Source organism: Rhizobium sp. UFLA01-1127, assembly GCF_059803845.1.
Genome location: NZ_JAUQTZ010000039.1, coordinates 28,080 through 49,727 on the forward strand (window position 1 = coordinate 28,080; position 21,648 = coordinate 49,727).

Annotated in this window: 15 protein-coding genes and 2 pseudogenes; 11 read left to right on the top strand and 6 right to left on the bottom strand. The window is 60.2% G+C overall.

Going from position 1 to position 21,648, the window contains the following annotated elements:
- Positions 1-237 precede the first annotated feature (237 nt).
- Positions 238-1,797 carry a B12-binding domain-containing radical SAM protein gene (locus Q4Q11_RS12390; protein WP_113217844.1) on the bottom strand — a complete coding sequence of 520 codons (1,560 nt, stop codon included), beginning with the start codon at positions 1,795-1,797 and terminating at the stop codon, positions 238-240.
- Between the two features lie 435 nt (positions 1,798-2,232).
- Between Q4Q11_RS12390 and Q4Q11_RS12395 the strand changes: the two genes are divergently transcribed.
- A complete protein-coding gene (locus Q4Q11_RS12395; RefSeq protein WP_498569656.1) occupies positions 2,233-3,432 on the top strand; it encodes an MFS transporter in 1,200 nt (399 codons plus the stop codon).
- 166 nt (positions 3,433-3,598) lie between these two features.
- Here the strand turns inward: Q4Q11_RS12395 and Q4Q11_RS12400 are convergent, their stop codons facing one another.
- Both Q4Q11_RS12400 and Q4Q11_RS12405 read right to left on the bottom strand, forming a co-directional pair.
- On the bottom strand, positions 3,599-4,405 hold the full coding sequence (locus Q4Q11_RS12400; protein ID WP_498569657.1) for a ChbG/HpnK family deacetylase: 807 nt from the start codon (positions 4,403-4,405) through the stop codon (positions 3,599-3,601).
- The gene (locus tag Q4Q11_RS12405; protein ID WP_112509858.1) at positions 4,405-5,355 is read right to left on the bottom strand and encodes a glycosyltransferase family 2 protein; all 951 of its coding nucleotides are present in this window, start codon (positions 5,353-5,355) and stop codon (positions 4,405-4,407) included. The genes Q4Q11_RS12400 and Q4Q11_RS12405 overlap by 1 nt, the downstream gene beginning before the upstream one ends.
- Positions 5,356-5,645: 290 nt before the next feature.
- Here Q4Q11_RS12405 and Q4Q11_RS12410 point away from each other — a divergent pair, with 290 nt between their 5' ends.
- The 4 genes from Q4Q11_RS12410 (at position 5,646) to Q4Q11_RS12425 (ending at position 12,306) form a co-directional block, all read left to right on the top strand.
- Positions 5,646-7,043: a glycosyltransferase family 39 protein gene (locus Q4Q11_RS12410; protein WP_498569658.1), complete on the top strand. Its 1,398-nt coding sequence runs from the start codon at positions 5,646-5,648 to the stop codon at positions 7,041-7,043.
- A gap of 306 nt (positions 7,044-7,349) precedes the next feature.
- Complete coding sequence (locus Q4Q11_RS12415; RefSeq protein WP_498569659.1) at positions 7,350-9,233, top strand: MFS transporter; 1,884 nt, start codon at positions 7,350-7,352, stop codon at positions 9,231-9,233.
- A gap of 557 nt (positions 9,234-9,790) precedes the next feature.
- The gene (locus Q4Q11_RS12420) at positions 9,791-11,272 is read left to right on the top strand and encodes a sugar ABC transporter ATP-binding protein (protein WP_498569660.1); all 1,482 of its coding nucleotides are present in this window, start codon (positions 9,791-9,793) and stop codon (positions 11,270-11,272) included.
- On the top strand, positions 11,272-12,306 hold the full coding sequence (locus Q4Q11_RS12425) for an ABC transporter permease (RefSeq protein WP_498569661.1): 1,035 nt from the start codon (positions 11,272-11,274) through the stop codon (positions 12,304-12,306). The genes Q4Q11_RS12420 and Q4Q11_RS12425 overlap by 1 nt, the downstream gene beginning before the upstream one ends.
- Before the next feature lie 83 nt (positions 12,307-12,389).
- On the opposite strand, the gene Q4Q11_RS12430 is transcribed toward Q4Q11_RS12425, so the two are convergent.
- Genes Q4Q11_RS12430 through Q4Q11_RS12440 form a run of 3 tightly spaced genes read right to left on the bottom strand, consistent with a single transcriptional unit; the run spans position 12,390 to position 16,131 of the window.
- Positions 12,390-14,678 carry a xanthine dehydrogenase family protein molybdopterin-binding subunit gene (locus tag Q4Q11_RS12430; RefSeq protein ID WP_498569662.1) on the bottom strand — a complete coding sequence of 763 codons (2,289 nt, stop codon included), beginning with the start codon at positions 14,676-14,678 and terminating at the stop codon, positions 12,390-12,392.
- Positions 14,675-15,658: an FAD binding domain-containing protein gene (locus tag Q4Q11_RS12435; protein WP_498569668.1), complete on the bottom strand. Its 984-nt coding sequence runs from the start codon at positions 15,656-15,658 to the stop codon at positions 14,675-14,677. Before Q4Q11_RS12435 ends, Q4Q11_RS12430 begins: the two co-directional genes overlap by 4 nt.
- Positions 15,658-16,131, bottom strand: coding sequence for a (2Fe-2S)-binding protein (locus Q4Q11_RS12440; RefSeq protein WP_113214381.1), 474 nt, complete (start codon positions 16,129-16,131; stop codon positions 15,658-15,660). Before Q4Q11_RS12440 ends, Q4Q11_RS12435 begins: the two co-directional genes overlap by 1 nt.
- 538 nt (positions 16,132-16,669) lie before the next feature.
- Here Q4Q11_RS12440 and Q4Q11_RS12445 point away from each other — a divergent pair.
- From Q4Q11_RS12445 to Q4Q11_RS12470, 6 genes and pseudogenes are all read left to right on the top strand, one after another.
- Positions 16,670-17,017, top strand: coding sequence for an NIPSNAP family protein (locus Q4Q11_RS12445; RefSeq protein ID WP_498569663.1), 348 nt, complete (start codon positions 16,670-16,672; stop codon positions 17,015-17,017).
- Positions 17,018-17,030: 13 nt separating this feature from the next.
- Positions 17,031-17,183 (top strand): annotated as a pseudogene (locus Q4Q11_RS12450) (IS6 family transposase); the annotation flags it as partial.
- A gap of 254 nt (positions 17,184-17,437) precedes the next feature.
- Positions 17,438-18,157 carry a CDP-diacylglycerol diphosphatase gene (locus Q4Q11_RS12455; RefSeq protein WP_498569664.1) on the top strand — a complete coding sequence of 240 codons (720 nt, stop codon included), beginning with the start codon at positions 17,438-17,440 and terminating at the stop codon, positions 18,155-18,157.
- 276 nt (positions 18,158-18,433) lie between these two features.
- Positions 18,434-18,895 (top strand): (2Fe-2S)-binding protein, encoded by a 462-nt coding sequence (locus Q4Q11_RS12460; RefSeq protein ID WP_498569665.1) that lies wholly within the window; start codon positions 18,434-18,436, stop codon positions 18,893-18,895.
- Positions 18,892-21,156: a xanthine dehydrogenase family protein molybdopterin-binding subunit gene (locus Q4Q11_RS12465; protein WP_498569666.1), complete on the top strand. Its 2,265-nt coding sequence runs from the start codon at positions 18,892-18,894 to the stop codon at positions 21,154-21,156. The genes Q4Q11_RS12460 and Q4Q11_RS12465 overlap by 4 nt, the downstream gene beginning before the upstream one ends.
- 126 nt (positions 21,157-21,282) lie before the next feature.
- Positions 21,283-21,648: pseudogene (locus tag Q4Q11_RS12470) on the top strand (cytochrome c); the annotation flags it as partial.

A 21,648-nucleotide genomic window follows, 5' to 3' on the forward strand; every position in this document is an offset into this window, starting at 1 on the left:
TCGTCGCGCGGTCGCCCAGGCACACACCAAGGCCGTCGAGATCATTCCGCCGAAGGCGTATGGAAACATCTGTGTATGATTCATGTCACGCCTCCCTATTCGATTTGCGGATGAGCGTATCATACGCAAGATCCGCAAATCGGCAACCCCACAATTTCGAATTGCAGAAATCCGGCCTCATCTGTTGCATCAGCGCAACAGATGGGCGCTGCTTGGTGGCGGCGCCTTGAAGTTCGGCTAGAACGAATTGACGATGCCGCCGCCGGTACGCATCTGCTGAACCATGATATGGGCATGATAGTGCATGGCACATTTGATCGCGTAGATTTGCAGGATGATCGGGGAGCGGCGGCGGAGCAGAAGCTTGATAAACCGCTGGCGATAGACGGCACGCAGTTCCGCTTCCTTTACCCGGCGCATCAGTCTGACAAAGATGCCGGCCGCCTCCAGCGCCCATGTTGCATTGAGCGCAAGCAAACGTAAGGGATGGCGACGAAGATGCCGTAAGCGAGTGCTTTCCGGCTCGATATGGGCATCGATATAAAGCGCATCCAACCGGTCGAAATAGGCGGCCGGTTCATGCAGATCGCTGAGGACCGACAGATATCCGTCCCGCAATGTTTCCCGCGAGAGATTGAGCGGAATGACATTGGTGCCGAAGGCAGGCGGATCGTCGTGATCGAGCCTGCCTTCCTTGGCGAGACGCGTATAAAGCGGTGTCTTCGGGATGGCGGCCAGCATGCCGATCATCGCGTTGACGATGCGCGCATCCTTGATGAAGACCCGCTGCGCGTCGAAGATGGTCGCATCGTCGCTGTCGAAGCCCAGGATCATGCCGCACCAGACCTCCATGCCGGTCTGCTGGATCGTGTGGATTTTCTCCAGCATCGTTCCGCCTTTGCGCAGGTTCTGCAGCTTCTTGGTCTCGCGCAGCGCCTCCTCGTTCGGCGTCTCGATACCGATGAAGACAACGCGGATATTGGCGTCGACCATCAGCTGCATCAGCTCCGCATCGTCGGCCAGATCGATCGACGCCTCGGTCAGAAACGTCATCGGATAGTGATGGCGCTCCTGCCAGGCGACGACGTCGCGCAAGACTTCCTTGATGGCCTTCTTGTTGCCGATCAGATTATCGTCGACGATGAAGGCCGTATCCATTCCGGCCGCCAGCAAGGCCTCCATCTCGGCGATGACTTGGGCGCTGGTCTTGATGCGCGGTTTGCGGCCGAAAACCACGATGATATCGCAGAAATCGCAGGTGAAGGGACAGCCGCGCGAGAACTGGACGCTGCCGACGGCATATTCGTTCATCTTCAACAGATCGAAACGCGGCACCGGCACCTTGCTCATGTCCGTCTTGTCGGATTGTTCGTAGCGCCGGTCATGACGTCCCTGCTGCCACTCCTCCAGAAACTTCGGCCAGGTTTCTTCCGCCTCGCCGATAAAGGAGACATCGACGAGATTGCCGAAATAATCTTCCTTGACCGTGATCCAGGGACCGCCGACAACGGTGAAGCAATCGCGCCGCTTGAGCTCGGTCAGAATTTCCGTCATTCGGAAGCGCTGGACGATCATGCCCGTCAGCGCAACGATGTCGGCCCGCTCGCACAGACCATAGTCGATCGGTTCGATATTTTCATCCACCAGGGTAACGGTATGTTCCGCAGGCGTCAGCGCCGCCAGCAGCGGCAGGCAGGCCACCGGCAGGTTGGCCTTTGCGTCGAATAGCGGCAGAGCGTGTTCCATGCCCCAATAGGAGGTTTCGAAACGCGGATTGATGATGACGATATGAGCCATTGAATATGCCGCTCCACGACTTTGACGATCTGGTTCGGTATTGCTTTAAGCCTGCATGTCATTCCCGCCTGCCGGCACAGCCCGTCGGCCGCGAAGCAGGGTTCTTCAGCATCAAGGCGGCTGTCTTAGCAGCCCTATATGAGCCCAGAATTAAATTTGGAGGATCTACAAGCGGTGAAGTGCGGCGGTGCTCTCAGTGCGCGATACCTGACTGAACTCCCAAGCTCTCGCCACGGCACGGATGTTTGACGACATCATTGCGCGCTGGCGCTTCCCGGCGGCATCTTAAAGTTCCACCATAGTGCCTATCGAATTTTTTTTGAGCGGCAATGTCGAAATCGGCGAGAGGCGATCGTCTTTATTCCAGATACGCCGCGAAAGGCGACGATCCGGTCTTTCGGGGTTTGAGGTGAACCGGATAAAGGGAGTTGCGAAATGATATCGTCCTACCGTTGGGTCATCGTCGCCGCCGGCGCGCTGATGACCTGCGTTGCGCTCGGCGCAATGTTTTCCCTGGCGATCTTTCAGGTACCGATCGCGGCCGATACCGGCTGGTCGCATGCCGGCATCGCCACCGCCATGACGCTCAATTTCCTGACCATGGGCTTGGGTGCCTTTGCCTGGGGTGCGGCAAGCGATCGTTTCGGCATCCGCGTCGTGGTGGTAATCGGCGCTCTGCTGCTCGGGCTGGCGCTGGTCCTGGCGAGCCGAACCGGCTCGCTTCTTCAATTCCAGCTGACCTACGGCATTCTCGTCGGCCTTGCCGCCAGCGCCTTTTTCGCACCGATGATTGCCGCGACGACAGCCTGGTTCGACGAAGGCCGAAGCCTGGCCGTGTCGCTGGTATCGGCGGGCATGGGCGTCGCGCCGATGACGGTATCGCCTTTCGCCCGCTATCTGATCTCGGCCTATGACTGGCGCTTCGCCATGCTTGTCATCGGCATCATGGCGTGGGTTCTGCTAATACCCGCGGCACTGTTCGTACGGCGGGCGCCTGTCCTTGCCGAAAGCTCGGGAGTAAACGGGCAGCGGCAGGAGCAGGATCTGCCGCTTGGCCGAATCTTCCGCTCGCCGCAGTTCCTTGTTCTCGGCGCGACCTTCTTTGCCTGCTGCGCGGCCCATTCCGGACCGATCTTCCACATGGTCAGTTACGCCACCATCTGCGGCGTGGGGCCGATGGCTGCCGTCAGCATCTATAGTGTCGAAGGGCTTGCCGGGCTTGGCGGCCGTCTTCTTTACGGAACCCTGGCCGACAGGCTCGGCGTAAAGCCGGTACTGGTTGCAGGCCTGCTGGTGCAGGCGGCAGCACTTGCCACCTATCTGCTGGTGAGCCAACTCGGCGAGTTCTATGCGCTGGCGGTCATCTTCGGAAGCGCCTATGGCGGCGTCATGCCGCTTTATGCCGTACTTGCGCGCGAATATTTCGGGCCACGCGTCATCGGCACCGTCTTCGGCGCGGCATCGATGCTGTCGAGCATCGGCATGGCGGCGGGACCTTTGATCGGCGGCTGGATATTCGACACCTTCGCCAATTATTCCTGGCTCTTCATCGGCTCGTCCATGGTCGGATTGGGGGCTGCCGCCATTGCCCTTGCCTTTCCGCCGATACGGCGCCTGCGGCTTCAGCCGGCGTGAAGCATATCGAAACTGGTTCCTGATGGCCCGGCTCGCGTCCGAGGCGGGCCGGCGGTCATGCCCTGTATGCGAGCCTGTTCCACAGGTTGCCCTTTAGAGCAATTCCAGGAAAAGTGCGCAGTGGTTTTCCGTCCGGAATCGTGTGAAAACAAAGAGATAGAGCGGTTCATAGATTCCGTGAAAAACTGAACCGCTCTAGAGCTTCGAACTCCACCGGTCGCGCCTGAACCATTTTATCCCTATCGACCAGCGTATTGTCGATCCAACCCGGATGACACATCAAAACCGCATTCTGCGGCAGTCCGCTTTGGAGCTGGCCGATAACCGTCAAGAAATCGCCGGGCCGGTTCCAATTGTAGAAACCGGCCAAGGGACCGCGTACGGGGAAACCGGCTGCCGTCATGCGGCGATCGAAACCGGTCGCGACCGTTTCGACGAAAGCGATCTTCGCCCTTATCCCGACACTTGTGCCCAACAGTATCGAGGGCGCTCCGCGCAGCCACGGTAGGTTGCCGTCACGTCGAAGCCTGTCGATGCGGGCTTCCAGCCAGCGGCGCACAACGGGCAGGAAATGCACATGCTGGTGCCCATCGATGAAGTCGGGAAGCCGCCCGATGCCATCAACGAAGCGCTCCAGCTGAGCATCGAGTTCCGCGTTGATCATCTCCTGATCGAGCTGGTGCAGGAGGCTTGCGGAGAGCAGCCGTGGCAGCGATGGCAATTTCTTATCCGCGCCCGGTCGGGAGAGCGGCGCAAAATCGGTCAGCGTCAGATGCAAGCCGATGTCGGCCCGGGACTCGGGGTTGAGCCGGCGAAGCAGCTGCGATTGCTCCGGCCATTCCGGGAAAAGCGTCATGCATCCGGTACCCGTCAGCCTGCCGCAACTTATCAGCTCCCTGATAGCGCCGCTGACGCCGGGGGAAAGGCCGTAGTCGTCGGCAATGACATTGATTTGCGGGATTTGCGGCGTCATCAAGCTGCGTCGTCCGATCGATGGATCCGCCGCACGATATAGAGCGGCCGATCCTTCACCTCGCCGATCGTCACCCAGACATATTCGCCAAGCAGACCGAGAAGAGCGAGATTGAAGCCGCCAAGCACGGAAATCGACGCCATCAGGCTCGGATAACCGGGCACATTGGTACCGAATAGCAAAGCCTCAACGATGATTTCGGCCCCGTAGAGCATGCCAAGAATGCCGATAATGACGCCAACGACCGACATGGAACGCAGTGGCAGCGACGAGAAGGACGTGATGCCTTCAAGTGAGAGGGCTGCCAAAGCTCGCTTTGACCATTTGGTATTGCCTGCCGCGCGCGGGGCGGGAACATAGGGTATGCCCTTCTGCCGGAACCCCATCCAGGCATAAAGCCCCTTGTTGAAGCGCCTCTTGTCGCGAATGCTCAAAAGAGCCGTCGCTGCCTGGCGGCGCATGATGCGAAAATCACCGGCATTCTCCGGCATGTCGAAGCGCTGGCCCGCATTGATCACCTTGTAGAAAAGCTTGCTCGCAAACGCCTTGGCCCAGGATTCGTCCCTTCGGTCGCTTCGCACGGAATAGACGACGTCGAGATCATCGTCTGCCATCAGGGTTGAGATCATCTCGATGCAGACCTCATAGGGATGCTGCAGATCGGCATCGACCATCAGAACAAAATCGCCCTTGCTTTCTTCAATGCCGGAGAAAAGCGCTATTTCCTTGCCAAAGTTCCGGCTGAGTTCGACAATCCGCCAATTGCCATCCAGGACCTCGCGATAGCGGCCGATGCTGTTATCCGTGCTGCCGTCGTCGACCAGCACAACCTCCAGATCGAGGCCAAAGCGGTTTTTGACATCGGTTGCTATTGCTTTCGTGAATTGCGCGAAAGCTTCAGCCGAGGCTTGCTCGTTCAGAAACGGTGCGACTAGGGATAAGACTGGCATTTGATACTCATATCGACAGAATAGATTCGTCCAATTTTGGATTGAACCCTTGCACATTTTGGTGAATTAAAACTGAGTTTTGCGGTAAATGCTTCCCGCATGCAGCCGCAAATCTTACAAAAGATATCGATGATGACGGATGCTTGAATAAACAATGGATTAAGGTAATCCGTTGCCGCATTTCGCCGCGGAGCATCGCTGCGGCGCCGAACTTGAGGGAATAGTCTTTGCCAACGGCTTTCAGCAGCATCTTCCAACGTCCCACGAATATTCTGTGGCTTCTCATTGCGTTGCAAATTTTCCTTCTAACGATCGTCCCGACCATATTCAGTTCTGCGCCCCCGCTCGACGTTGTCGAAGGCTGGACCTGGGCACCCCACTGGCTGATCGGCACGTACAAGCACCCGCCCGGGCCGGCCTGGTCGATCGAAATCATGCACTCCCTGATACCTGGCTATTTGCTGGGTCCCTATCTGCTGTCACAGATTGCCGTAGCCCTGACCTATCTCTTCGTCTATCTTACGGGTTGCGTCTTCATGAGCAGATGGCGTGCATTGGCCGGCACCCTGCTGCTGACCGGATCGCTATATTTCAACTACTTCTCCACGCAGTTTAATCATAATGTTCTGCAGCTGCCATTTTGGTCAGCGATCATTTTAGTTTTTGCACACATAACGAAAAGACCGGGAAAAACATCGCTCTGGATCATGCTGGGAGTGCTCGTCGGCGCGGGCATGTACGCCAAATATTCCGTCGGCGTCATCGCAACCACGGCAGCCATTGCCGGCTTCGTCTTTTCGGACGTCAGGGCACAGCTGAAGACACCGAGACCCTATATCGCGGTCGCGATCGCCGGGCTGATCTTCCTGCCGCATGTTCTATGGTTGTTTCAGACCGATTTCCTGACCTTCAAATATGTCTCAGATCGCACCTCTGGCCGCAGATTTGCCGAAGAGCCGCTCATATTCCTGCTCACCCAAATCCTAAACCAGATGCCCATGCTTCTCCTTTTGAGCTGCGTCGGCTTTTCGGCCTTCCGTAAGCCGCGCGACGGCAACACCCCGTCTGCGGCAAAACTGTTTCTCCAACTATTCACGTTTACCCCATTGGCAATGCTGGTCATTGGCGCACTCGCAACCGGAAAAGGGCTCGTCACCATGTGGGGATTGCCGATGTTCACCACCGTCGGACTCTGGCTGGTTGCCGAAATCGGCGGCGATTGGAGCGAGACCATGATCAAGCGCCTGACGGCCGGCGCTGTGGTGTGTGTTTCCCTCACCGCAGCCGTGTTTATCGGCGAAGCCGTCTGGTCGAAATCGCATAAACCGCAGAGAACATCCTGGCCGATGCAGGAACTTGCCGACAAGGCAAACGCCGTGTGGAAGACCGAAGTCGCCACGCCCTTGCAAATCACGGGAGGAACGATTTGGCTTGCCGGCCTGGTTTCACTCGGATTGCCGCAAAGGCCCGACGTTGCCGTCGATCGTGATCTCAGGCTTTCGCCGTGGGTTACGGCAAGCGACGTGGCGACCAAGGGCATGCTCTATATGTCTGATATCAAGGACGACCAGTTGCCGCCCTATTGCATCGCTCACGGGGCCAGCCACGAGATCCAGCTTTCGAACCGGCATATTCCGCCCCTATATGCCACGGCCTGCTATCCGGCTGATGCGTCTGCCCGGCAATAGGGCCTGCCGCTCAGAAGCGCTCGGCCCCGCACGGCGCATTGAGAAACGCCCGACATATCCGTATTTCTTGATGCCTACACACAGTTTTTCATAAGCGGCGGCAGTTGCAGCCATTGCAATTTTCAATTTTTGGCCAACACTCGCAAATGCATCAGGTGCGTGATCTCCTGGGGGAGGAAATCAGGAGAGCACCCACTGGCGCGACTTTCCGCGTACATCGGCGGGAAAGTCCTGCGTAATGTCATCATGGGGGACATGACACGGGTCTTTTGACCATGTCCCTGGTGCAATTGGGAGGATTGATTCATGGCAACTACGTCCGTAGCCGAGACGACGAGTCGAGGCATGACCAAGGAAGAGAAGAAGGTCATCTTCGCCTCTTCCCTGGGAACCGTGTTCGAATGGTACGATTTCTATCTTTATGGGTCTCTGGCCGCCTTCATCGGCGCGACCTTTTTCAGCGATTATCCGGAAGCAACCCGTAACATCTTCGCCTTGCTGGCCTTTGCCGCGGGTTTCCTTGTCCGGCCGTTCGGCGCACTGGTTTTCGGACGGATCGGCGACCTCGTCGGCCGCAAATATACCTTCCTCGTCACGATCCTGATCATGGGCCTGTCGACGTTTCTGGTCGGTGTCCTCCCAGGTTCGGCGAGCTGGGGTCTGGCCGCTCCGGTCATCCTGATTGCCCTGCGCATGCTGCAAGGCCTGGCGCTAGGTGGCGAATATGGTGGTGCCGCCACCTATGTCGCCGAACATGCGCCCGACAATAAGCGCGGCTACTACACGTCCTGGATCCAGACGACTGCGACGCTCGGGCTCTTCCTGTCGCTGATCATCATCCTCATCGTGCAGAATGCCGTCGGCAAGGATGCCTTTGCCACCTGGGGATGGCGCATTCCCTTCCTTCTCTCCTGCATTCTGCTCGCCATCTCCGTCTGGATCCGGCTGTCACTCAGTGAATCGCCGGCGTTCAAGAGGATGAAGGAAGAGGGCAAGGGCTCCAAAGCACCCCTTTCCGAGGCCTTCGGCCAGTGGAAGAATGCGAAGATCGCCCTAATCGCGCTGCTCGGCCTCACCGCCGGTCAGGCAGTCGTCTGGTATGCCGGTCAGTTCTATTCGCTGTTCTTCCTGCAGAACGTCCTGAAGGTCGATGGCCAATCGGTCAACATCATGATCGCGATCGCGCTTGTGATCGGCAGCGTGTTCTTCGTGGTTTTCGGCTGGCTGTCCGACAAGATCGGCCGCAAGCCGATCATCATGGCGGGCCTTGCGCTGGCGATCCTGACCTATTTCCCGCTGTTCAAAGCGCTGACCCATGCCGCAAACCCTGCGCTCGCCCAAGCGGAGCAGACCGTCCGGGCCACGGTGACGGCTGCTCCTGGCGACTGCACGTTCCAGTTCAATCCGGTCGGCACCGCCAAGTTCAACAATTCATGCGACATCGCCACATCCTTCCTGTCGAAGTCGTCCGTGCCCTATACGATCGTCGTAGGCCCAGCCGGGCAGCCGGCAACCGTCAAGCTCGGCGACGCGACCGTGACCTCCTACGACGCAACGGCGGCCGGAGCCGGTGCTGCGGCCAAGAGCGGCGCATTCACGCATGACATGAACCTCGCCTTGCAAAAGGCAGGTTTCCCGCTGGCGCGCGATCCTGCCAAGGTGCCGGACGCCAAGCTGGACGCCTTCATCGCCGCCAACCCCGAACTGGGGCTCAACGCGGCGACTGTTCGGGCGGGCGAAAAGACAGTGACACCCGTCGCCGATCTGGTGAAGGCGAAGCTTCTGACGGCGGATCAGGCTGGCGGCGCCACGGACATGCCAGTCTACACCATCGCCAACGGCGGCGTCTTCAAGATGGTTGCCGACCCCGCGGCCATCAATTGGCCGCTCACCATCCTGATCCTGACGATCCTCGTCATCTATGTGACCATGGTCTACGGCCCGATTGCCGCAATCCTGGTGGAGATGTTCCCGACCCGCATCCGCTATACAGGCATGTCGCTGCCCTATCATATCGGCAATGGCTGGTTCGGCGGTCTGCTTCCGGCAACGGTTTTCGCCATGAGCGCCGCCAAGGGCGATATTTACTATGGTCTCTGGTATCCGATCGCGATCGCGGCGATGACACTCGTCATTGGCCTTATCTTCGTTCGCGACACCAAGGGCGTCGATCTTCACACTATCAAATAGCCACATGAAGGCCCGGCGTTCAGATGCGGCACGCCGGGCCTTTCGTTGGTTTATCCTTAGCCCTTTCTGGCGAAACGCTGATCTCAGGTCCCGCAAAGGGCGTGCAGCAACAATAGTAGGGAAAAGAAAACCATGAGGCCGGCCAGGAGGTGCTGCAGGATCGACCAGATGCGGCGCGGCTTGGCCGAGTTGCAAGAGAAGCAAGATAGAGAACCGTGTCCATAAAGACTCCTGACGCAAACATCCGCATAAGCTGGACGAACGCCGTCGCAAGTGCGGAAATCCGGAATGTTGGAGCCTTTTTATTGTCTATAAATTTAATAGACAAAAGAAAAGCTTTTCCGGCTTCCCTGGCATTTCGGACAAATAAAAACCCATCCGTTGCGGGCAGGACATCGTCTGATCGATCTCGTGGTCTGCTCATTAAAACTGTCAATGAGCGCAAGCCGAAATCAAATGAAAATTTATTCTATAGAATAAATGAACAAAGCAAGGCCGATCCTTGTGATTGGGTGGCTGTGGCTTATGAGTCACGAACGATCACCGAACCCGCACCCATGACCTTGCTTGATGTTCGAAATCTCTCGCTTGCCTTCGGCTCGACGCGGGCCCTGGCGGATGCGTCCCTGACCATCGATCGCGGCGAGATCGTCGCACTGATGGGAGCCAATGGCGCCGGCAAGTCGACGCTGGTGAAGATTCTTTCCGGTATTCATCGTCCAGACGCGGGCCGTATCCTCTGGAATGGCAGTGACTATCGGGCCGACAGTCCGGCAGCGGCAAGCGCCCAGGGCATCGTGACCGTGCACCAGTCGACCGATGTCGTCGGTGTGCCCGGTCTTTCCGTGGCGGATGCCCTTTTGCTCAATCAATTCGTCGACGGGCGCCAACCCTTCTTTCTGTCGAAGCGTTCGCTGCGGCGGAAAGCGGAAGCCATTCTGTCGGAAGCCGGCTTCGATCTGCCGCTTGACCGGGATTTTGCCGAACTCGGCACGGCGGACAGGCAGATGGTCGCCATTGCCCGCGCCCTCTCCAACAAGGCGCAGTTGCTGATCCTGGACGAGCCGACGGCAAGCCTGTCCGCGCGCGAAACGGCCCGGCTCTACGATATCGTCCGCAAGCTGAAAACCCGTGGCCTGGGTATTCTCTATATCTCGCATCGAACAGGCGATCTCGATGCGCTTGCCGATCGCGCGGTCGTCCTGCGGGGCGGCCGCAATGTCGGTGCCTTTACCCGTCCCATCGATTTTGGCGCCGCCATTGAAACCATGATCGGGCGATCGATGACGGCAGCCCGTCCGCATCGCCGCGAGCAGTTCGACCGGACCATACTGGAACTTCGGGATGTCCGGCTGTTTGCCGACAGCCCGCCGATCGATCTTAAGCTCCATGCCGGCGAAGTCGTGGCGATTACCGGCGTTCTTGGAGCCGGCAAGAGCCGGCTTCTCTCGATCCTCTTCGGCCTCGAACGCTCCGCCGCGGGCACCGCACTTCTCGATGGCCTCCCCTTTCAGCCCGGCTCGCCTGCGGATGCGATCGCGCGCGGCGTCGTCATGGCTGCCGCCGATCGGCATCGCTCTTCGCTCATGCCTCCGGACTGGCCGGGAGAAAGCATTGCGGCGACGATCAGCCTGCCGCATCTGAAGCAATGGTATCCCTCCGGCTTCCTGTTTTCGCGACGAGAGGCTCGCGAGGGCGCAAAGGCCATCCGGCGCCTCGGCATAAAGGCGCCTGGCCCGGATGCATCCGTCTGGTCGCTTTCCGGCGGCAATCAGCAAAAGGTCGTGCTCGCACGCTGGGAGGCCGAGCCGAGCCGCCTGCTGCTGCTCGACGAACCCTTTCAGGGCGTCGACGTCGGCGCGCGCCAGGACATTATTGCCGCCATACGCGCCCATGGCGATCGCGCCACGCTGATCGCGACATCCGACCCCGAAGAGGCATTCGAAGTCGTCGACCGGGTTCTGGTGATGGAGGATCATGGCCTGAAGGATGGTGCCGATGCGAAGGCCATTGACCGGCAAAACGAGGAATATGCCTGATGAGCGAAGGAACCGCTGACATCCCCGAAGAGCGAAGGACGGCAGACGGCACGGTATCGCCGCAGGAACTCGTGCGGCGGGGAGCCGTATTTCTTCTTCTGTTTGCCCTCGTGATCATCTTCGGCTTCGCTCAGCCGGCCTTTATCAACATCAACAATTTGATGAGCATCCTGCAGGCCGTCTCTGTGGTCGCCATCATCGGCGCGGGCGTCACCGTGACGCTTGCCATCGGCGGCTTCGATCTGTCCGTCGGCGCTGTGGCTGCCTTCAGCGTCATGGCCGCAAGCTATGCCATGATCGTGCTCAATCTCGACGCCTATCAGACAGTGCCCCTGGTTCTTGCGTTCGGCGCAATCGTCGGGCTCGTCAATGCCTTGCTGATCGTCCGGTTGAAAGTGCCGGATCTGCTGGCAACCCTCGCCACCATGTTCCTCCTGACCGGCCTCCAGCTCATCCCGACGGCCGGTCGCTCGATCTCGGTGGGCCTCATCCTTCCAGATGGCACGACGGCGACGGGCAAGGTCGATACCGCCTTCCTGACGATTGGCCGCTCGAGCCTCTTCGGCACCATCCCCCTCCCCGTCATTCTCATGCTGATCGTCGCCTTCGTGCTTTACATCCTCACCGAGCGCACACGCCTTGGCCGCCTGCTTTATGCGACCGGCGGCAATGAAGCGGCAACACGGCTGGCCGGAGCCAACATCGCCCGCCTGAAGACCTTCGCCTATGTGCTGTCAGGCGTTCTCGCATCGCTTGGCGGCATCATCGTTGCCGCCCGTGTCGGCCGCGGCGATGTCTCCTCCGGCGCCTCGCTGCTGATGGACTCCGTCGCAGCCTCGCTCATCGGCTTTGCCGTGCTCGGACTGCGGCGGCCCAATGTTCTCGGGACGACGATCGGCGCGGTTTTCGTCGGCGTTCTTCTGAACGGGCTGACGATGCTGAACGCGCCTTATTATACGCAGGACTTCATCAAGGGTGCCGTTCTCGTCGGTGCGCTTGCACTGACCTATGGGATCGGCCGGAGCAGAAATTGATCTGCAAAAATTGAGAATAAACCACTCCCGAGTAGACATTCGAGCCGCTTGCCGATTGCAATGCGGCTCGAACCTCACTTCCCTTACAGCAGTTTTTCCAGCGTAATCGGCAGATCACGCACGCGCCGCCCGGTTGCATGAAACACCGCATTGGCGATCGCAGGCGCCACGCCGACGATGCCGACTTCGCCGACGCCCTTACCGCCGAGCGCCGAGGCATTGTGATCGGGCACGCCGACGGAGATCACCTGGATATCCGGGATGTCGGAGTTCGTCGGCACGAGATAGTCGCCCACATTGTTGTTGACGGTTCGTCCGTTGCGCGGATCGACCAATCCTTCCTCCAGAAGAGCCTGGCCGATGCCCATGATGATGCCGCCACGCCACTGGCTCTCGACCAGTCTGGGATTGTAAAGGCGGCCGCAATCGAAGGCGGAGACCATACGGGAGACGCGCACCGTGCCGAAATCCTCGTCGATCCGCACTTCGGCAAAATGGGCACACCAGCTATGCATGGAATAATCGCCCATGGTCGGCCCCTGAACTCTAGCCATGGTGGTCCAGGCCTGAAGCTGCTCCTGTGCATTCGTGCCGTCAGGCAAGGTGTTGCGCCGGACTTCGATCTCCTCGCGCTTTAGCGCTGACATCAGTTCGGCCAGCGTCAGCGACGGTGCCTCGCCGCGGGGGGCCGCGATGCGCCCCTCGGCGAAATTCAGCGTATTCGCCCCCGTCTCGCGGAATGGTGAATTGCCGTCGCTGAGAGCAAGGCCGATGAGTTCGTCGCGGGCCGCGACCGCAGCCTTGTGCACGGCTCCCATGATCGAGCCGGCGAGCATCGAGCCGCCGGCGATCGCCGAGCCCGGTAGGCGCGAATCGCCGAGATGGACGTCCACCTGATCGACCGGAATGCCGAAGACTTCCGCGGCGCCTTGCGCAAGGATCGTATAGGTCCCTTGCCCCATGTCGATGGCGCCGCTGACGACCTCCACCCGACCGTTGGCAAGGATGCGGATCATAGCTTCGCTCGGGGCACGGATGACGGGGAACGTGCCGCAGCCGATGCCCCAGCCGATCAGCGTCTTGCCGTCACGCATCGAGCGCGGCGCGTGGCTGCGCTTCGACCAGCCAAAGGCTTCGGCCCCTTCCGTCAGCGCCTCGCGCAGCCAGCGCGTCGACCATGGCTTGCCGGACTGGTAGTCGTGATCGGCATAGTTCTTCAGTCTGAGCTCGAGCGGGTCCATGCCGAGCTTGTAGGCCAGCTCCTCGATCGCACATTCGATGCCGTAGGCGCTCGGGTTCTTGCCCGGACCGCGCAGGGCGCCTGGTGTCACGCTGTTGACTGGCACGACGCGATGCTGCGAGGAGAAATTCTCGACCTTGTAGAGGATCGACGTTGCCGCCCCCGTCTGTTCCGGCCAGTCCGCATCGAGCGAGGTTTCGCTGGCGCCGCGATGGACGATCGCCTGGAGGATACCGTCCTGCGTCGCGCCAAGCGCAATCTTCTGTCTGGTTGCAGCGCGCCCGCCATAGCTCGTGAAATTCTGCGGGCGGGTGACCGCGAGTTTCACCGGCCGGCCGAGCTTTCTGGCGGCCGCGACAGCCACCGCGCCATAGGCAAGCGGCTGCCCCTTGGAGCCGAAGCCACCGCCGATAAAGGGCGAGATGATCCTGACATTGTCATAGGGCATGTCGAACCATTCGGAATACATGCGCGCCATGCCATGCGACCATTGGCTGGGTTCCCAGATGGTCAGCTGGTCGCCATCCCATTTCGCCGTCAGCCCGTGCGGCTCCATCGCGACGTGATATTCGCGCGGCGTCGAATATTCCGCTTCGATCCTCACCGCGGATGCGGCAAGAGCTGCCTCGGCATCACCCCAGGCGATCGAAAGCGGCTCCATGAGCTTACCCTCGCCGGCATTCGGGTCGTTGAGGTCGGCGACATGCCTGCTCTCTTCATAGGTGATGCGCACCAGCCTGGCAGCCTCCGTCGCCAGTTCGCGGCTTTCGGCGACAACGGCTGCGATCGATTGCCCGTTGAAACGCACCTCGCGCGGCAGCGGATAATAAGGGCCGTCGGCGGGCTTGTTGCCGCCCCAGTCAGCCGAAAGCTTGAGACCGAGATCGTCCTCCGGCGTCAGCACCAGCAGTACGCCGGGCATCGCAAGCGCTGCCGAAGCATCGACCTTGACGACACGGCCAGCCGGAATCGTGCTCTGGATGAGAACGGCATAGGCGAGATTTTCGACCGGATATTCCAGCGCGTAGGTCGCAGCCCCCGTCACCTTCATATTGCCTTCGAAGCGCGACTGACGACCGCCGACGGTACCGTCGGACGCGTCACCATGTTTGCGGGGTTCCATCATGGTCATGCAAGACCTCCCATCTTCAGAATGGCGCGGGCGATGACGCGCGGCGCAAGTTCGATCTTGTAGCGGTTGCCGCCATGCGCGACGGCACCCTCCATGGCGAGACGGCTAGCCTTTTCGACCTCCTCCGGAACGAGCGCCTTGCCGATCAATGCCTGCTCGACGACACGCGCTCGCCAGGGCTTGGTCGCGACGCCGCCGATGGCCACGCGAATATCGCGCACTGTCCTGCCGTCGGCTTCCAGCTCTAGGCCAACAGCGGCACTCGCGGCAGCAAATTCGTAGGACTGTCGGTCGCGGACCTTGATGTAGGTGGAGTTCCGAGCAGCGGCGGAGCCAGGAATGGTAATGGCGGTAATGATTTCGCCGCTCTGCAGGGCGGTCTCCCTATCCGGTGTGTCACCGGGAAGGAGGAAGAAATCGTCGATGGCAACCTTGCGGCCATCCGTCTCGACTACGGCGTCAAACGCGACCAGGGCAACCGCCAGATCGCCGGGATAGGAGGCGATGCAAGCTTCGCTGGTTCCAAGCACGGCGTGATTGCGCGTCATACCGCCGATCGCCGAACAGCCCGAGCCGGGGGCACGCTTGTTGCAGGCTGCAAAGGCGCCGGGGTCGCGGAAATAGGAACAACGCGTCCGCTGCAGGAGGTTGCCGCCGATGGTCGCCATGTTGCGAAGCTGTGCGGAGGCGGCCAGGGACAGGGATTCGGAAACCGCCGGGAAAGCTGCGCGAATATCCTTGTGGTCGGCAACCTCGCTCATCCTGGCGAGCGCGCCGATCCGGGCGCCGACTGCGTCGACCGTGATGCCGCTCATGCCGGAGAGATGAGTGATATCGATAACCTTATCGGGCTCACCCACGCCGCATTTGGCGAGATCGAGCAGTGTCGTGCCGCCGGCAAGCAGCATGGCGCCGGCCTGTTGCGCCGCCTGAGCGGCTTCGGCTGTCGATGTGGCGCGCAGATAGGAGAAGTTTCGCATCATGCGACCTCCGCAGCCTGGCGCACCGCCGCAACGATGCTGTTATAGGCTCCGCACCGACAGAGATTGCCGGACATATATTCGCGGATCTCCGCATCGGAACCTGCATGCCCTTCGCGGATGCAGGCGACGGCCGACATGATCTGGCCCGGCGTGCAATAGCCGCACTGGAAGGCGTCCTGCTCGATGAAGGCAGCCTGTACCGGATGCAGGTCGCCGGCCTCGCTCGCCAGCCCCTCGATCGTCGTGATCTCGCGACCTTCGGCCTGCGCGGCAAGCGTCAGACAAGATAGCACGCGCTTACCGTCGACATGACAGGTGCAGGCGCCGCACTGGCCCTGGTCGCAGCCCTTCTTGGTGCCGGTGAGCGAGAGATGCTCGCGCAACGCATCGAGAAGCGTCACACGCGGCTCGATATCGAGTTCGTGGCGCTGCCCGTTAATGTCGAGCGCGATATGGATGGTTCGTGTCATGATAAGCTCCTGCCATCGTCACGAAGATGAGACCTACGGAATCGAATAGAATCTGTCCGTCGGCCTACCGTTGCTATAGTTTCTTTCAGGAAGACGGAGCCGATGGAATTCTGGCGTCATGGTCGGCTCTCGTCTGAATTAGGAAGCAAGGGCGCCACGAATAAACGGAGGCGCCTCCGTTTAAATTAATGCCTGGCTTGTTTTCGTCAAGTCCTGGCAAACGGGCAAATCTAGCTTTGAACCGACCGAGATGGAGGATGGGAGAAGAGGTGGAAGCCGAAAGAGCCTCTGCTATTTGTCCTCAATCGCCGCCGCTGCGTACCGATGGGATCGAAAAGACCGATCAACATCCATCTGCGGTGCGTGAAATCACTTGAAAAATGAATCGCATCCCTATTATGCTCAAACTGAGCAATAGTGGCGCAAGCCCCGGATCTTCTTTTGATTCACCAACCTGCTGTTATCGCTTAGCTGCTTTTGAATCGGGCTTTCAGCAGTAGGCTCCGCTTATCCTGAATTCGCTCAAGGAGGATTTTCCATGATTCATGAAATGCGCATCTATACTTGCTTGCCGGGCAAGCTGCCAGCCCTCAAGGAGCGTTTCGAAACGGCGACGCTGGCGATCTGGGACCGGCTCGGCATCCGCCCCCTCGGTTTCTGGACGACCATGATCGGGCCTTCCAGCAACGACCTCGTCTATTTCCTCGAATGGCAATCGCTGGAGGAGCGCGAGCGGAAATGGGCGGAGTTCGTGGCTGATCCGGCCTGGAAGGAGGCTAGCGCAAAGAGCGAGGCGGCAGGCCCGATCATTGCCAACATCGCCAGTTCGATCCTGCAGCCGACTGGATTCTTTCGCCCTCTTATCTCCGTCGAGGTCGATGGCTGAAGACGGATGGAAGAGCGGCTTCGAAGTGAACCACAGCACGATCAGCCGCTATGTCCTCGCCGATGCGCCGATGATCGAGAAGCGGTTGCGCCAGTTTCGCCGATCCCATTGCAGTTCGGTCCGGATCGATGAGACCTGCGTCGAGATCCGCGGCAAGTGGCGCTATCGCTCGCTATTGAGGGATGGTGCAGCCATGGCCGGAGAACCAGAAAGCCGGGACAGGCCCGGCTTCCAGCTTAGAAAGCTATCTTTTTGGCAGGCGTGGCTGCCGCTTTCCAGTCGGCCGTTCTGGTCGCCGCCATTGTCGGCGGCCGGTTCCCGTTCTTTGTCCAAGCCGTCACAAGAGCCTAATAGACCTGTGATAAGTCCACCGGAATTCCGGACAATGCCAAACCTTTTGAACCAGAGAAGTTTCCTGTCATGACATACTCGCGCCGCGTCACAGCTCTTGCCGTATCCTTCCTTCCCCTCCTCTTTGCGCCGGCCTTTGCCGACTCCGACGTGCTGTGGAAGATCGTTCACGACAAATGCGTGGTGCAGACCGCGCCCTGCCTCTCGGTAAATACGACCGAGCACTACGCGATGCTGAAGGATCTGCGGGGCGTTGCGCAAGTTCTGCTCATTCCGATCGACAAGATCACGGGCATGGAGAGCGCGGCACTCCTCGATCCTGCAACGCATAATTTCTTTGCCGACGCTTGGGCCGAGCGGGGCGATGTCGATGCTCGGCTGCCGCACGCGCTCCCGCGTGACGGCCTCAGCCTGGCCGTCAACGCGCAGCAGGCGCGCTCGCAGAACCAATTGCATATCCACGTCGATTGCCTGGGCGCCGATGCGCGGGCCGCGCTCAAGGCCGATGCCGACACGATCGGTGTCGATTGGGCACCTCTTCCTGATACCATCGCCGGCCATAAATTCACGGCGGTCCGGGTCAAGGGCGAGACATTGGGCGACTTCAATCCGTTCCTGGCGCTTGCCAAGACGTTGAAGGACCCGGCGAAGGAAATGGGCGATCACAATCTCGTGGTTGTCGGCGCCGATTTCGCCGACGGTCCCGGCTTCATCGTCCTCACCGATGTCGCAGCGCCCGGCATGGGCGGCGAGGACGTGCAGGACCATAGCTGCGCGATTACACATTAGAAACAGGAAGTTACGGCGCGGCTCGAAGACTGCATCGCCGCCCCGTCGGCCGGCGGGGACCTTGCTTCAGCGATCGAAATGAGCTGAAAGCCGATTTATGAATCTGGCTTCTAACGTCTATCGCGATTCACCTACTAATCTTTTTGATGCGGTCGGTTCAGTGTTATGGTCCGGGTTGTGAGCCTGAGCTATGCGTCGTCCGATTGTCCAGCATTCAGATCATCGCGTAGCGCCGGGCATCGAAGGCTCGCCATCGAAAGCCTCAGGAGGCGCCTCGTGAATCTTCAGATCAATAATCAATCCTACCAAGTCAATTCGGACGGAGACACGCCGCTCCTCTGGATCATCCGTGACGAGCTGGCCATGACCGGTACGAAATATGGTTGCGGGCTGGCACAATGCGGTGCCTGCTCGGTCCTCGTCGATGGAGAAGTCGTGCGCTCATGCGTAACGCCGCTCGACAGCGTCGCCGGCCGCCAGATCACGACGATCGAGGCGATCGAAGCCGACCCTATCGGCAAGCGCGTGGTCGCCGCCTGGATCAAGCATCAGGTTCCGCAATGCGGCTACTGCCAATCGGGGCAGATCGTTGCCGCGACCGCGCTCCTCAAGCAAACGCCCAATCCCTCCGATGACGAAATCGCCGCGGCGATGATCAATCTCTGTCGATGCGGAACCTACAACGCGATCAAGGCGGCGGTCAAAGATCTCTCCTCGAAAGAAGGAGAAACGCTGTGACCGAAGCCAGCCGCAACCTTGTCCCCGAAAATGAATTCCCCATCGGATCTCCGGTCAATATCTCGCGCCGGCACTTTCTCCTGACCTCGGCCGGTGCCGCAGCCGGCGCATTCGTCCTCGGTTTCGGCGTGCCAGTCGGCTCCGCACGAGCCCAGCAGGCGGCAAACCCAATGCCTCCAGGCACCCGCGTTCCGGCATTCCTCGAAATCCGCCCGGACGGCACCATCCGTTTCATGAGCCCCTTCGTCGAAGGCGGTCAGGGCGTCTTCACGGCGATGGCCCAGATCGTCGGCGAGGAGCTTGATGCCGATCCTAAAACCTTCGTCGTCGAAAATGCACCGACGGGCAGCGACTATCTCGTCGTGCACGGCAAGATGCGCATTACCGGCGGCAGCATGTCGGTACGCACAAGCTACGAGACCATGCGCAGGCTGGGCGCGCTGGCGCGCAACATGATCCTGCAGGCGGCTGCAAAGCGCCTCAACGCACCCATCGCCGAGCTGACCACCGAGCCCGGCCGCGTGATCCATGCCGCATCGGGGCGGAGCCTCGCCTATGGCGATGTTGCTGCCGAGGCACTGGATCTGCCGGTTCCCGCCCCCGAAAGCGTGACACTCCGCGACCCGAGCAAATTCCGCTGGATCGGCAAACCGGTCGAACGGCTCGATATCCATGACAAATCGACGGGCAAGGCGGTCTACGCAATCGATTGCAAGGTTGACGGCATGCTGCATGCCGCCGTCCAGCATGCGCCGCGCCTGGGTCTCACGATCGGCAGAATCCGTAACGAGGACCAGCTCAAGGCAATGCCGGGCGTCCATTCCGTCCATAGCCTGCCCGGCGCCGTTGCCGTCGTTGCCGAACGCTGGTGGAATGCCAAGCGCGCAGCCGAGGCGGCCCAAGTCGATTGGCGCGAACCGGGTCCCGATGCCAATGCCGCCCTCCGCTATATGCCCGCGGATTTCGCGACCTCGGCCTTCAACGACAAGCTCGCCAACGAGCCGGGAAACGGCAAGGAAGCGGAGAATGTCGGCGATATCGCCAAAGCGTTCGAAGGTGCGAAGACCGTCGTTTCGGCGACCTACAGGAGCCAATATCTGCGTCACGCGCAGCTGGAGCCGCCATCCACCCTGGCCCGGTTCAATCCGGACGGCAGTCTCGAAGTCTGGCTGCCCAATCAGGCACCCGAGCAATTCCAGGCCGACATTGCCAAGCTGACGGGGCTCGATCCATCGAAGGTGAAGCTCTACAGCCCCATCCTGGGCGGCTTCTTCGGGCGACACTTCCTCTATCCGTCCGCCAATCCCTATCCGCAAGCCATCCAGCTTGCAAAGGAGGTCGGGCGGCCGGTGAAGCTCATCTGGAGCCGCGAGGAGGAATTTCTGCGCGACCCCATGCGCCCGATGGCGGCCGTGCGCTTTCGCGGCGCCCTCGATGCCAGCGGCATGCCCGTCGCGCTCGAGGCAATCAGTGCATGCGAAGGACCGACCGAAAGCGTTTTCGGTCACAAGGAGGATTCGCTCGATCCAACCGCTCTTGAGGGTCTGACCGGCAAATCCTACGCCATCCCGAACTACCGCATCGCCCAGATCTATGTGAAAAACCCGGCGACGCTCGCCTATTGGCGCTCGGTGGGCAACTCCATGAACGACTTTTTCTATGAGACGTTCATGGACGAGCTGGCCGACAAGGGCGGGCAAGACCCTTATGAGCTGCGGCTCAAGCTGCTGCAGAAGAACGAGCGGCTGAGCAACCTGTTGAAGGCAGCTGGCGATCTCTCCGGCGGCTGGAAGCGCGGTCCCTTCACCGCGGACGACGGTTCGCGGCGGGCACGCGGCGTGGCCATGGCCTCTCCGTTCGGCAGCCATACGGCGGCGATTGCCGAAGTCTCCATCCGCAACGGTCAGGTCGTCGTGCACGATGTCTGGGAAGCGATCGATCCCGGCAGCATCGTCAATCCGGCGATCATCGAAGCACAGGTCAATTCGGCGACAGCACTCGGAATGTCGCAGGTGCTGATGGAGGAAGCCGTCTACAAGAACGGCGAGCCGGTCGCCCGCAATTACGACCTTTATCCGATCCTGCCGCCGGACCGCATGGCCCGCGTCCACGTCCGCATCGTCGAAAGCGGCGCCGAGATGGGCGGTATCGGCGAGCCGGGACTCCCGGCCATCCCGCCGGCGGTCGCCAATGCGGTGTCCACGCTGACGGGCAAGCGAATACGCAGCATGCCTCTCTCCAATTACACCTTTGAAAGCTAAGGCGCAGCTTACCCTGCGCCAAGTACAGCTCCGGCTCTCGACCCATTTCTGGTCCGAGAGCCGGTTTTGTCGATTCCCCCATTAGCCGCCTACGAAATCCCGAAGCAAAGATGTGAGGGCACACCCTTGAAGAAATTTCTTCTGGTTCTTCTTTTGATTGTCGTGCTTGTGGCCGGCGGTATCGCGTGGTTCGTCACGCGCACGCCGGCATCTCCCTTCGACAATGTCGCCGCGGCGCAGGCTCCCTCGGAGGACATGCTGCAGCACGGTGAGTATGTCGCACGGCTCGGCGACTGCGTCGCCTGCCACAGCACGCCGAAGAGCGCCCCCTTCGCCGGCGGCCTCGAAATGGGGACGCCGCTCGGCTCGATCTTCACGACCAACATCACTCCAGACAAGGAAACGGGTATCGGCAACTATACGCTGGCCGATTTCGACCGCGCCGTCCGCCAGGGCGTTGCGCGAGACGGACACCGCCTCTATCCGGCAATG

Bases quoted from the DNA above. Each gene is read 5' to 3' on its own strand.
- Q4Q11_RS12390 (WP_113217844.1), bottom strand. From the start codon at position 1,797: ATGGCTCATATCGTCATCATCAATCCGCGTTTCGAAACCTCCTATTGG.
- Q4Q11_RS12395 (WP_498569656.1), top strand. From the start codon at position 2,233: ATGATATCGTCCTACCGTTGGGTCATCGTCGCCGCCGGCGCGCTGATG.
- Q4Q11_RS12400 (WP_498569657.1), bottom strand. From the start codon at position 4,405: ATGACGCCGCAAATCCCGCAAATCAATGTCATTGCCGACGACTACGGC.
- Q4Q11_RS12405 (WP_112509858.1), bottom strand. From the start codon at position 5,355: ATGCCAGTCTTATCCCTAGTCGCACCGTTTCTGAACGAGCAAGCCTCG.
- Q4Q11_RS12415 (WP_498569659.1), top strand. From the start codon at position 7,350: ATGGCAACTACGTCCGTAGCCGAGACGACGAGTCGAGGCATGACCAAG.
- Q4Q11_RS12420 (WP_498569660.1), top strand. From the start codon at position 9,791: ATGACCTTGCTTGATGTTCGAAATCTCTCGCTTGCCTTCGGCTCGACG.
- Q4Q11_RS12425 (WP_498569661.1), top strand. From the start codon at position 11,272: ATGAGCGAAGGAACCGCTGACATCCCCGAAGAGCGAAGGACGGCAGAC.
- Q4Q11_RS12430 (WP_498569662.1), bottom strand. From the start codon at position 14,678: ATGACCATGATGGAACCCCGCAAACATGGTGACGCGTCCGACGGTACC.
- Q4Q11_RS12435 (WP_498569668.1), bottom strand. From the start codon at position 15,658: ATGCGAAACTTCTCCTATCTGCGCGCCACATCGACAGCCGAAGCCGCT.
- Q4Q11_RS12440 (WP_113214381.1), bottom strand. From the start codon at position 16,131: ATGACACGAACCATCCATATCGCGCTCGACATTAACGGGCAGCGCCAC.
- Q4Q11_RS12445 (WP_498569663.1), top strand. From the start codon at position 16,670: ATGATTCATGAAATGCGCATCTATACTTGCTTGCCGGGCAAGCTGCCA.
- Q4Q11_RS12455 (WP_498569664.1), top strand. From the start codon at position 17,438: ATGACATACTCGCGCCGCGTCACAGCTCTTGCCGTATCCTTCCTTCCC.